The organism is Nitrospirae bacterium YQR-1, assembly GCA_039908095.1.
Classification (GTDB): domain Bacteria; phylum Nitrospirota; class Thermodesulfovibrionia; order Thermodesulfovibrionales; family Magnetobacteriaceae; genus Magnetomonas.
This window is the reverse complement of record JAMOBJ010000052.1, coordinates 1-12,867: the sequence shown is the minus strand read 5'-3', so window position 1 is coordinate 12,867 and position 12,867 is coordinate 1. Positions and strand designations below refer to the sequence as shown.

Below are 12,867 nucleotides of genomic sequence, written 5' to 3'. Positions count from 1 at the left end.
GAATGACAAAAGGAGGATTTTCTTTTTTCTGTCATTCCGAGCGAAAGCCGGAATCCAGTTCTTTGTTAACGGAGATAACTACAAAGGCAATTAAAATAATATCCTTACCGGTTAATGCGGGCAGGTTACTCATATTACGACTTTTTGAACACCAACAAGATATGTCTGAGCTTGTTCTTCACCGTAAACTTCTAAAGAAAGCTGAATTGCTTCTTTGGTCCTCTCTAATAATGCATCAAGAGTTTTTGCCTGTGTGTGACACCCTCTGAGTAGAGGCACGCCGGCGATGAAGTAACCCTCGTCATCCTGCTCAATTATTACAGTAAATTCTTTACTCATCTCACCCCCCTGTTGTAAACTCAATCGTAAAACATAATAAAAAATAAGTCAAGAAAAAATTGTTCCCTTTTAATAAATCACATCGTGAGAGCCGATGTTAAGCAGATGAACGGTGTCTTGTGTTAACGTGAAGACTGTGCGGACTATCGTGGGTAACAGAGCAGGCGTATTTCCCGCACGTATTGCTAATAGCCCCCCATTATTATTATAATACCAACCGCAAACCTTATAAAAAAATGGAAAACTAAATGGAAAGATACACGATACGCAGAGACATTTCACAGGCACGGGAGATTAATTTTTCCGGTGAGCTCAACCCTGCGCAGCTGGATGTAGTTACGTACAAGGGCGGGCCTATGCTTGTGCTGGCAGGGGCAGGTACAGGTAAGACCAGAACTGTAACCTATCGTGTCGCATGGCTTATTAATGAAGGTGTCAGAACCTCCGAAATTCTCCTTCTAACCTTTACCAACAAGGCCGCTAAAGAGATGATGATGAGAGCTGAAAACCTCGTAGGGGCAGATATCAGCTCTCTGTGGGGAGGCACTTTCCACCACGTAGGAAACATAATTCTGCGCAGATACGCCGAGCTCCTTGGCTACACCAAAGATTTCACCATCCTTGACCGCACTGACACTAAAGACCTTTTTGAATCCTCTAAGGCCGAATTTGAGAGTGTTCATCTAAAGACCCGACACTCCACCGGCGCCGGCCACGCAGGAAAACACTCTGCTGCAATCCCTAAAGCAGCCGTCCTTTCAGAAATATATTCTTATGTGAAAAACACCTCAAGGCCGATTGAGGAGGCTATTGCCAAAAGATACAGCAAACTCCGCACCGAAACCACTGAAATTGATGAAATATTTAAACTCTACGAACGTAAAAAGGCTACACTTAACTTAATGGATTTTGACGACCTGCTCATAAACCTTAAAATCCTGCTCACTGATTTCCCTGATGTGCGCCAAACACTCAGCAGCAGATTCAAGCATATTCTGGTGGATGAGTACCAGGATACGAACTCCGTGCAGGCTGAAATTATATATCTGCTCTCGGAGGTTCACAGAAACGTGATGGCTGTGGGGGACGACGCCCAGGCAGTATTTTCATTTCGCGGCGCTAATCTGGATAATATCTTAAACTTTCACAATTACTACCCAAACACCAAAATATTTCGCCTGACCTATAACTATCGCAGCACTCCTCAGATTCTAAACCTCGCAAATGCCATAATACGAGGTAACCGGCGACAGTATAAAAAAGACCTTGTGTCGGGCAGAAAAGATGCGGCCTTTGACGGCAAACCGTATCCGCTGCCTTTTTTGACTGAGCTTGGTGATGTGGAGGAGCAGGCGGCCTTTGTGTGCTCAAAGCTCAGAGACCTTGTTGATGAGGGCGGGTCACTTTCGTATGTCTCCGTGCTTTACCGTGCACACTACCAGTCCCTTGAATTGCAACTGGAGTTAACCCGCCACGGAATTTTCTATGAAGTACGCTCCGGCATGAAGTTCTTTGAAACCGCCCACATTAAAGACGTTATGGCATACCTTAAGGTTGTGGTAAATCCATATGATGAGGTTGCATGGAAGAGGATTTTTAAGATGCTCCCCGGCGTAGGTAATAAGACAACGGAGAAATTTTGGATTACCTTGACGCAAAATCATGATGAAACCCCCGTAGAGGCATTGCCGAAACTCTATAGCTCCATACCACAAAAGGGCAGGGAGCGATTCCGCCTGCTTATGGAAGCTGTTGGGCAAATGAAGATAAATCAATCCCCTTCAAAAGCAATTAAATATGTTGTTGAGGGCGGTTACGAACAGTTTCTTTATGAGGCTTATACCAATGCTGAAAGCAGACTTGATGACATTGATAAAATGGCTGAGTATGCTATAAAGTACGATTCCATTTCCACTTTTGTCAGCGATATGGCTATTGACAGCGACAGCGGTGATGATGATATGGCGGAGGACGGCAGCATTGGCAAGGTCATACTGAGCTCAGTGCATCAGGCAAAGGGGCTTGAATGGAAACGGGTTTTTATAATCGGACTAAACGACGGCCAGTTCCCGCTTTTTAAATCCATAGCTGCAGGGGATGAGGAAGAGGAAAGAAGACTTTTCTATGTGGCGGTAACGAGAGCCTGTGATGAGCTATATCTTTGTAACACTCAGATGTCCAATATCGGGCCGGTTAATCCATCAAGATTTATTACCGAGCTTAACACCCACCTTTATCAACCGCTTGAGATTTCATATGGAAGGAACAATGACATTTTCTGACGCCATCAAAACCGGAATCAACACTGTTAATAAGAACTGGATGCTGGTAATTATCAATACTATAACAATGATGGTGTCCATGGTTGGTTTTGCCATAATTGTGATTGTACCCGTAGTGGTGCTTTTGCTTATCATCGGAGCTGATTCGGTTCATTCTTTTGAAAATCTTGACCCGCAACAGCTCTTTGCCTTATTTGATACCAAATACCTGGGGCTTGCGTTATTTTTTGGCGTCTTAGTCGCTATTTATTCTGTTTTTGTAATGGCTGCAATGCTCTTCCTATACGGCGCATCCTCCGGCATTATTGCTAAAAGTATATCAAACAATGAATTTGTTTTTTCTTTCAACTCTTTTATGTCTGAAGGAAAGAGGCTTTTTACCCCCATGCTTGGCTTTACATCATTAACGGGGTTTTTGGCTATTGTAATATTAGCAGTTGTTGTTGCCGTGTTTTTTATATTTTCATATTTTTCATACTCCGGTGATGTTACCGCAGGCTTAGCTGTAACATTTATAAAATACCTCTTTGTTCTGATTATGGTTACAGTTGCTTTTTTTATGTTTAACTGCACTTTGGCTCTTACCTTCTACGGCTCCGCCGCTCTGGCTTTTAATAATGTAAGGATAATTGCCGCACTGAAAGACAGTTTCAGAGTTATGGTTGAAGCCCCGATAACTTTTTGGTTTTTTTTGTTTACCATGTTTTTGCTTTTTAGTGTAAAGATGCTTTTAATGCTGATAACCATTCTGATGTCGGCTATTCCCTTAATCGGTGTTGTTTTTGGTTTTACCCTTAATTTGGCGATGCCGGTTATTTTCATTTATTTGACATATATTTTTATGGCAAGTCTTTTTGCGTATTACTATGACAAAGCAGCCTTTAAAACTGACACAGTTAACGATGAAACATTAATTGAACATCAGATACCGTAGTTATGATATAATCTTAACGGTGGGGTTGTAAGTTTTGCCATAGTTGACCTCTATGGTATTAATATATGATTAGGCGGTGGATATGGGAAAAGAATTATTCTTAGGGAAATATTTAATAGACAAAGGTCTTTTGGCGGAAGCGGACGTGGTGGAAGCCCTTGAGGTTCAAAGAAAAGAGAGTCTTGCCTTTGAAAAGGTAACACTTGAGCTTGAGCTGCTCACGATGAAGGAGGTATTTCAGATTCTCACTTATCAGGCGGACTCTGACCTTACATTTGCAGAGGTTGCCCTGAAAAAGAAATACCTAACACCAGAGCAGGTTGTAAGAATTAATAACTTTATAATAGATACACGGCCTTTTTTAGGTAAAATTCTGGTCAATGCCGGTAAGTTAACACATGAGAAATTGGAAGAGGTGCTCGCTTTATTTGAGAAAGTAACTGAAGAATATCAAAATATTGCCGAGTCTCTGAAAAAAGTTAAGATATTTGAATTACTCGATGAGAATGCACTTGAGTCTTTGGCTTATATTGCTATAACAGAGAGGTATGAGGCAGGTGAGACGGTTTTAAGTGAAGGGGATGAGGCGGATGAGTTTTTCAGTATAGTCTCCGGCTCCTTAAAAATTACAAAAAACACGCTGGGTGTTGATGAGGGTACATGTTATGTGGGCAGTATTCAGGCTCATGACGTCTTTGGCGAGTCGTGTATTTTTGATCGTGGAAAGCGCACGGCTAACATTATAACTGAAACAGAGACGGTTCTAATAAAATTCAAACGTACAGCATTTATAAACTTCCTGAAATATTATCCTAAGTCTTCCATTTCAATTCTAATATTTATTATACAACGGCTTATGGGACGCCTTGAGAGGTCGGACAGGGAGTTGGCGTCTGAGAAAAAACGCGGCATTTCACAGAAAGAAATTGATGCCGTACTTGAGGAGTTTTTTAATTAATACCAAGTTGCAGTCAAAAAAGTAAAATTAATATTACGTCTATGAACGCTACTTGGTATGAATGTGGCTTGGTATCAGTTTTCTTTACACCCTGTATTTGTAATATGTAATGAGTTTCTGTTCTCACTCAAATTGTCTGTCAATAATGTTAAAATATCTGATGAAAAAATCAAATGAAACAATGGTGAAAAACTATGACTCCTATCGAAATATATAAGGAATTGCCTAAAACAAATTGTGGGCAATGCGGTGAAAAAACCTGCATGGCATTTGCACTGCTCATTGTAAAGGGTTCTAAAGAGCTAAGTGTCTGTACGTTTTTAAATGAGGAGACACTACAGCGTCTGTCCGGTTCTCTAAAAACAGTGGATGTAACAGAAACCATCCTTGAGACCCTCAGAGCCGAGACGGAAAAAATAAATCTTGATGAGGTTGCCCCTTTTATAGGCGCCGAAATTGTTGATAACGCAATTAAGGTGCACTGCCTTGGGCATGATTTCATCATTGAAAAAACCGGTAATATTATAACCGAGGGTACTGTAAATGTCTGGATAAACATTTTACTTTTGATTTATACAAAAATGGGCGGCACCCTTAAAGACTCCGGTGCCGGCAGCATCCCCATCAGATGGGTTTCTTTCGATGAGTTAAAATCGGGAAGCATGAAGACCAATTCATTCAGAAAGGAGTCGGAAATTCCTCTTACCGCCATGTTTGAGCAAAACTATGCCGGCACGGTTAATGCTCTCACAGTCCTTGGCGCTGAGCCCTTTGCAGGGCAGCCCTCCGATGAGGCATGGATAATATATCTGCTTCCTAAGATCCCTGTTTTAATCCTCTATTGGCGCGGAGACGGTGAATTCCCTGCCACCGTAAAAATTCTGTTTCCACACAACGCCGATACTTTCATGGACGTTGAGTCTATTATCTTTCTTCTGAGAGAAACGGTTATCGCTCTGAAGGAGCTATGAAAGTAAAGGAGTTCATAGCCGAAAGAAAGTTTGTAGCGGCACTGGCTGCTTTAATTGCTGTCTCCGGCATAGTAGTTTCTGTATCCATTTTCTTTTTAATTTTAAATTTAGGGAAAAAAGAAACACAATTAAAATTGGACCAAGTGATGAATAATTTTGTAACTGTATTAGATGCCAACCTTCATATATATTTAGAAATATTACAGGAAACAGGCTATCTATATATGGTTTTAGATAATGTTACCAGAAATGATTTTTATAATTTTGTTAACACTTCTGTTTTGCGGTATCCTGAGATAAAAGCTATTTCGTGGATACCCGCAGTAGCGCATAAAGAACGTGTCCTTTATGAAAATATGGCTATAAAAGATGGTTTTCCCGGGTTTAAGTTTACTAAACGCAGCGACAGTGGTGAAATGATTGCAGTTGAGAATAAGCCGAAATACTTCCCGGTTTACTATGTCCAACCATTTGCAGGAAATGAATCTGCTTTGGGATTTGATCTTTCATCAAATCCAGAGCGCTTAAGAGCAATCAGAGAGTCAAGTGAAACAGGGAAAATTCTTGCCACATCTCCAATTGAACTTGTCCAGGACAAAGATAACAGGCACGGATTTCTGGTTTTTGTACCAATATACAGTAAGACTGAAACTACAGGAAGTAAGTCACTCAAGGGCTTTATTACAGGAGTGTTTCGTATAGATAATATAGTAAATGATGTACTTAAAAGTGCTATGAATTATTACTCGAAGGTCATTATCAGGATTTCTGACATAACTGACCCCTCTGAAAAACTGGTGATATACTCCGGTAATCTTGATTTAACCAATAGTGAATTTATGTATGAGAGGGTGTTGGAGCCAGCCGGCAGAAAATGGCGGATATGCGGTTATACACTTCCAGGACATACTTTTGGACAAAATTTGTTCATTCCCTATTCTATACTTATTTCCGGGCTGTTGGTGACTGCGTTACTTGTGCTTTATATTATAAGCCGTGATTCAGAACTACGGCTGACTCGTAAAAAAGGGCAGACAATTGTTGACACCGTCATAAGCGGTATTGTGATGATTGACGCAAGGGGCACTGTGGAACTTTTTAACCCTGCGGCTGAAAAACTGTTTGGTTATGCGGCATCTGAGGTGATCGGAAATAACGTTAAAATGCTTATGCCTGAGCCCTATCATACCGAACACGATGGATACTTGAATAACTACGTAACGACCGGCAGGAAAAAGATTATAGGAATTGGCCGGGAGGTCAGGGGCAGACGTAAAGCCGGCACAACTTTTCCTATGGAGCTTGCCGTTAGCGAGATACGTGATGCTGATATCAAAAGATTTGTCGGCGTCATAACTGACATAAGCGACCGTAAGGAAAAAGAAGAACAACTGTCCGAACAGTTAAACTTAGCAAAATTCAGAGCGGAGCTGGGAGTCCTTTTAGCCTCAAATGAGCCGCTGCGAACAATGCTTCAAAAAACTATGGAAGTGATAGTAGGTTATCTGGGGGTGTCTTTTGCCCGCACATGGACTATCTCAGAGACAGATAATATGCTCATATTACAAGCCAGCGCCGGGCTATATACACATATTGACGGCGGGCACGCAAGGATTCCCGTAGGTAAATTCAAGATCGGCCTTATTGCCCAAAGTGCAATGCCACATCTTACCAACTCTGTACAAACGGACCCTTTAATCAGCAACCCACAGTGGGCTATACAGGAAGGAATGACCGCCTTTGCCGGATACCCTTTGATTGCAGAGGGCACTGTTATTGGTGTTGTGGCTGCGTTTTCCAAACATCCTTTAAACCAATACGCAATCGAGTCTTTGGGGGCGGTAGCATATAATATGGCCATCGCTATAAAAAATAAACTGGCTGAGGAACATCTTGTTAAAGCAAAGGAAGAGGCTGAAGAAGCAAACAGGATTAAGTCTGAATTTCTTGACGTAATGAGCCATGAGCTACGTACTCCACTTACCGTCATGCTTGGCAATATTCCTCTGCTAAAAGACATTGACAGTTTACCCGAATCTGATGAAATTGTCGAAATAGCCGAGGATATTGAAGACTCCGGTAAACATCTCCTTGCCCTGATTAATGACTTACTCGATTTTTCAAAAATTGAAGCCGAAAAGATGCATTTGAACCGTTATGCACTTAATATATCCGAGGTGGTTGAGGACTCCGTTTCATCTATACGTAAAATTGCAACAGCTAAGTCCTTACTCATTGACACAGAAGTCGAAAATATTGAAATATACGGGGACAGGATTCGTATCAGGCAGATTTTGTATAATCTCTTAGGTAATGCTGTTAAATTTACCGATAAGGGGAAAATAACGGTAGCAGTTACAAATAAAAACGGTTTGGCTTATATCTCTGTTTCCGATACAGGCATTGGAATGAAAGAGAAAGACTTACCGGTCATTTTCGATAAGTTCCGGCAGGTTGATGGAAGTGTGACGAGGGCAGCCGGCGGGACCGGCCTTGGGTTAGCCATTACCAAAAGTTTAGTTGAGATGCACGGCGGCACTATAGAGGTTAAAAGCGAGTATCAGAAGGGGAGCGTTTTTACTTTCACTATACCGTTGTACAGGGGGGACTATGGCTAAAATACTTATAGTTGACGATGATGTTAAGATAATAAGGATGCTGGTAAGACGGCTTAAAAAATGTGGACACGAGGTTTACACGGCGGAAAACGGCAAAGCGGGAGTAGAAATGGTGCTGTCTCTTAAACCTGACCTGACGCTTATGGATATGCACATGCCGGTGATGGATGGGTATGAGGCAACAGTGGCTTTGAGAAACCAGGGATATACGGGGCAAATAATTGCACTAACCGCATCAGCTATGGCGCATGAGGCTCATAAGTCCATAGATGCCGGATGTAATAGTTTCCTTGCTAAACCCATCTCAGAGGATTTTGAGAACACGCTTGTATCAATTTTAGAGGAAAACACGGGCAATGAAAATACTGATAGTTGATGACTATGAAAAAACACGCCGGATGCTGAGACGACATTTAACCAAGGAGGGCTATGAGGTGACGGAGGCCGGCTCCGGAGCAGAGGCGCTTGAAGTGGTTAAGCAGAGCACCGCTATGCCGGATGTTATACTTTTGGATGTGATGATGCAGGGGATGACAGGCTTTGAGGTATGCGCAGAGCTGCGTAAACTATTAGGCGGAGACCTGATATACATAATTATGCTGACGGCTGTTACGGAAACCAATAAAAAGGTGAAGGGTTTAGACACAGGGGCTGATGATTACGTTACAAAGCCCTTTGAAATTGACGAGCTTTTGGCACGTGTCCGTACAGGGATAAGAACCGCTAAAAATCGACTCGATGCAGTGACCGACTCGCTTACGGAAATCTACAACAGGACTTTTTTTAACGGTGTTTTACCCTCGGAGACATCCCGCTCTAAAAGACACCGGCACAGTTTGTGTTTTGTATTTCTCGATATTGATCATTTTAAAAAAATAAACGATACATATGGCCATAGTGCCGGTGATTCGGTTTTAAAATCAATCGGGGCGATATTAAAGAGCCATTGCAGAGGCAGTGATATACCCGTGCGATGGGGCGGTGAGGAATTTGCAATACTACTGCCTGAAACCGACCTTAACGGCGGTGAGGTGTTTGCTGAAAAATTAAGAACAACAGTTGAGGCTTACGATTTCGGCACTGTAGGCAGGGTGACAGCCAGCTTTGGAGTTTCCTGCTTAACTACAGATGAGCAGGATATGATCAATGCGGCGGATGCCGCCCTCTATAAGGCAAAAAACGGTGGCAGAAATAATGTAGTATGCAGTGTTTAAAGAGAGAAAGAAGGGAAAGAGAGAAAGAAGGGAAAGAAGGGAAAGAAGGGAAAGAAGGGAAAGAAAGAAAGTAAGGAAGGAAAGTTAAGGGGAAGGACTCTGTCCTTCCCCTTATACCCCTACCTGCAAGGGAGCGAAGCCCCCTTGACCCCGTTATATTTGTAGTAGGCGATTGAATGCAAGTTGGTATCAAAAAAGTGGTAACTATGGGTTAACATCTGTTAAACTACATTATGGAAATTAGTTTGGCATGTAACTTTGACTCCGCTCTGATTGAGGGCATAAGGGGTTATCCAGTGTATGAGCTCTACGGGAAGATGTCCTCCGACAGTGTGGGCGGCGGAAGACCGTCTTTTGTGCTTCCCGGGGTTGGTAAGCAAAGGTTGAGAGATTATGTAAAGTTATGCCGTAAAAACGGATTTGAATTTAACTACCTGCTAAATTCCTCCTGCATGGGAAACACCGAATATACAACTAAAGGCCGCAAGAGCATATATGAGCTGCTTGATTTCCTCTCAGACTGTGATGTCACATCCGTTACGCTTAACCACCCGCTGCTTCTTAATATAATAAAAAAGAAAAAATATGCTTTTAAGGTCAGAGTAGGAATATTTTCCGGTGTTAATACCCCTCTTAAGGCAAAGTCATGGGAAGATGAAGGGGCTGACCTCATATGCCTTGACGATACTGTATGCAACAGAGATTTTCAGTTGTTACAAGAAATACGTGAAGCGGTAAGGTGCCGGCTGCAACTTCTTGTTAATAACGGTTGCCGGTACTGCTGTCCCTACACCGTGACACATATGAATATGGCGGCACATGCCTCTCAAAGCGGTAGCCCCTCCGGCCATGTTTATATTGACTACCACGGCATACGCTGTGAAATAGAAAAACTTAATAATCCGGTTAACTACATCCGTGCAACATGGATACGCCCCGAGGACATTAAACACTACCTCAATATAGGGTACGATAACTTTAAAATTGTTGACAGAAGCTCCTCTACTGAAACACTCCTTGCACGAGTTAGAGCTTACACCGGACAACGCTATCAGGGCAACCTGCTGGACTTAATAACCAGTAAGACGCCCAGAAAAGACGGTTTTAATAAGTATATTAACACTCTCAGATACTTTCTTAATCCTTTTAATATTAATCCGTGGAAACTCATTAAAATAAAACGCTTATTAAGGCGCCCATCCCCTGCATCAACTAATTACGTATATATAGACAATGGCAGCCTGGATGGTTTTATAGACAGATTTTTAGGGCAGAGCTGCCGAAATACAGACTGTGACAAGTGTCAATACTGCCACAGAGCAGCAACCCGGCATGTTGTCATAGACAATACCTACAAGGAGAGAAGACTTGCCGCCTGCTCTGAGCTTATCGATGAAGTTGAGGGATAGCGGCTAAATATAACAAGGATGGGGTCAAGAGGGCGAACTCCCTTGCAACTTGGTATTATAGTAAAATGCTTATGTAGTTAACTCCGGCAGAGTTTTTTTATCATCTAATGATGCAGAGAAAAGATTGGATTGTCGCTCGTAGGCGGGAATGACAAAAGGAGGATTTTCTTTTTTCTGTCATTCCGAGCGAAAGCCGGAATCCAGTTCTTTGTTAACGGAGATAACTACAAAGGCAATTTATAGTAATTTTCGTCTTATTGACATGCGTGTAATCTTAAAACTATAATCTTATTGTTATGCCTGTGACATTTGATCAACTGGTTGCTATAATGGATAAGCTGCGCTCTAAAGAGGGCTGCCCGTGGGATAAGGAACAAACCGCCGAGACCATTGTTAACTTTCTGGTTGAGGAGTCCTACGAGGTGGTGGAATCTATACATGAAAGGGACCACAGTAAAATTAAAGAGGAGCTGGGGGACCTGCTCTTTCAGATTCTCTTTATTGCACGTATTGGAAAAGAAGAAGGGCATTTTACGATAGATGATGTAATAGACGGTATTGGAACCAAGATGATATCCAGACATCCGCATATTTTTGGTGAGAAAGTTTGTGCCGATGCTGATGAGGTACTTAAACAGTGGTACGAGATAAAAAAGGATGAGGGCAGACACGATAACTCTGTTTTAAGCGGGGTGCCAAAGGTTTTGCCGTCTCTTTTGCGTGCTCAAATGATTCAATCACGTGCGGCAAGGGTGGGGTTTGACTGGCTGAGAATAGAAGATGTCATGGAAAAACTTGATGAGGAAACAGCTGAGTTCAAATCAACCCTCAGTACAGCGCAATCACAGGAAGTTTTGGAGGATGAGCTCGGAGATATGCTTTTTACAATTGTAAACATATCGAGGTTTCTGAAATTAAACCCTGAAAATGCTTTACGCAAAACGATAAACAGATTTATCACACGTTTCAAGTACATCGAGGAAAGGGCAAAGGACTCAGGCAAAGCACTTGAGGATATGCCCCTTACAGAGATGGACAGCTTCTGGGAAGAGGCTAAGAAGTTGGGTTTATAATGACAGACCAAAGGAGCCTATAATTTATATGAATTCGGAAAGACTACCCCACTGGCTTAAAACAAACACATTTGAAGGACTCAGGGAAACAAAAGTGCTGCTGCGGCAAAAGAGGCTTAAAACAGTTTGTGAAGAGGCACGATGCCCTAATAAGGGCTACTGTTTTAACAAACCGACCGCCACTTTTATGATCCTGGGCGACAGTTGCACGAGAAATTGCGGTTTCTGTTCGGTATCCCACAACGGAGCACAACCTGTGGATGCAGATGAGCCGGAAAGAGTAGCCGAGGCCGCTTTTGAAATGAAATTAAAGCATGTGGTTATAACATCAGTTACGCGGGATGATTTAAGAGACGGAGGAGCGGCACATTTTGCCTGCACGGTTTCAGCGGTAAGAAAACGCCTCCCTGAGGCGGCAATTGAAGTCCTGACACCTGATTTCAGAGGAGATATAAATGCACTTCAAACAGTGATTGAGTCGGGCCCTGATGTGTTTAACCATAACGTGGAAACAGTGCCTTCTCTGTACTCTGTGGTAAGGCCTGAGGCTGATTATCAAATGTCGCTGAGTGTTTTAAAAAATGCACGACAGCTTTCTCTGGGCACAAACATTAAAACAAAGTCAGGTCTTATGGCAGGTCTGGGCGAGACCTTTGATGAGGTAATAGAAGTACTCAGAGACCTCCGTGGTGCAGGCTGTAACTATATAACTATTGGCCAGTATCTCAGACCTCGAAAGGGAAACCTTCCGGTTGTACAATATGTACGCCCCGATGTGTTTGAAAGATACAAGGTGGAGGCACAACTAATGGGATTTGAAGCCGTTGCCTCCGCTCCCCTTGTCAGGAGTTCCATGGATGCCTTTGAACTTAATGCAGGTACTGAGCAGTGATACCAAGTTGCAGTCAAAAGAGTAACGAGGCGTCAAGGAGAAAGCGACCTCCCCTTACAGGGGATTCCCCTTGTATGTTTCAATAGAGAGTGAGTAAGCTTTAAAACGGAAGTTCCGAGTGTCAAAACGTCTAAGGGTTTGAAAACAGAGGAGAAAAGGCATATTCGGTAAAAATAT

General features: G+C 42.5%; 11 protein-coding genes. 10 read left to right on the top strand and 1 reads right to left on the bottom strand.

Translation table 11 applies throughout. From position 1 onward, the window contains the following. Positions 1 to 129: 129 nt before the first annotated feature. Positions 130 to 339 (bottom strand): type II toxin-antitoxin system HicB family antitoxin, encoded by a 210-nt coding sequence (locus tag H7844_15485; protein MEO5358682.1) that lies wholly within the window; start codon positions 337 to 339, stop codon positions 130 to 132. Positions 340 to 587: 248 nt separating this feature from the next. Between H7844_15485 and H7844_15480 the strand changes: the two genes are divergently transcribed. From H7844_15480 to lipA, 10 genes are all read left to right on the top strand, one after another. Beyond that, positions 588 to 2,621, top strand: a complete 2,034-nt coding sequence (locus tag H7844_15480; protein ID MEO5358681.1) for an ATP-dependent helicase — start codon at positions 588 to 590, stop codon at positions 2,619 to 2,621. After that, on the top strand, positions 2,596 to 3,555 hold the full coding sequence (locus H7844_15475) for a hypothetical protein (protein ID MEO5358680.1): 960 nt from the start codon (positions 2,596 to 2,598) through the stop codon (positions 3,553 to 3,555). Before H7844_15480 ends, H7844_15475 begins: the two co-directional genes overlap by 26 nt. A gap of 82 nt (positions 3,556 to 3,637) precedes the next feature. Next, a complete protein-coding gene (locus H7844_15470) occupies positions 3,638 to 4,513 on the top strand; it encodes a cyclic nucleotide-binding domain-containing protein (protein ID MEO5358679.1) in 876 nt (291 codons plus the stop codon). 263 nt (positions 4,514 to 4,776) lie between these two features. After that, entirely contained in the window at positions 4,777 to 5,484 is a 708-nt protein-coding gene (locus H7844_15465) for a DUF3786 domain-containing protein (GenBank protein ID MEO5358678.1), read from the top strand. Then, entirely contained in the window at positions 5,481 to 8,102 is a 2,622-nt protein-coding gene (locus tag H7844_15460; GenBank protein MEO5358677.1) for a CHASE domain-containing protein, read from the top strand. The genes H7844_15465 and H7844_15460 overlap by 4 nt, the downstream gene beginning before the upstream one ends. Then, complete coding sequence (locus tag H7844_15455; protein ID MEO5358676.1) at positions 8,095 to 8,478, top strand: response regulator; 384 nt, start codon at positions 8,095 to 8,097, stop codon at positions 8,476 to 8,478. Before H7844_15460 ends, H7844_15455 begins: the two co-directional genes overlap by 8 nt. Further along, positions 8,459 to 9,316, top strand: a complete 858-nt coding sequence (locus H7844_15450) for a diguanylate cyclase (protein ID MEO5358675.1) — start codon at positions 8,459 to 8,461, stop codon at positions 9,314 to 9,316. Before H7844_15455 ends, H7844_15450 begins: the two co-directional genes overlap by 20 nt. Positions 9,317 to 9,561: 245 nt before the next feature. After that, the gene (locus tag H7844_15445; GenBank protein MEO5358674.1) at positions 9,562 to 10,725 is read left to right on the top strand and encodes a peptidase U32; all 1,164 of its coding nucleotides are present in this window, start codon (positions 9,562 to 9,564) and stop codon (positions 10,723 to 10,725) included. A 329-nt stretch (positions 10,726 to 11,054) separates the two neighbouring features. Continuing rightward, positions 11,055 to 11,798 (top strand): nucleoside triphosphate pyrophosphohydrolase, encoded by a 744-nt coding sequence (gene mazG / locus H7844_15440; GenBank protein MEO5358673.1) that lies wholly within the window; start codon positions 11,055 to 11,057, stop codon positions 11,796 to 11,798. 28 nt (positions 11,799 to 11,826) lie between these two features. Next, positions 11,827 to 12,690, top strand: coding sequence for a lipoyl synthase (gene lipA / locus H7844_15435; GenBank protein ID MEO5358672.1), 864 nt, complete (start codon positions 11,827 to 11,829; stop codon positions 12,688 to 12,690). Positions 12,691 to 12,867: the final 177 nt, after the last annotated feature.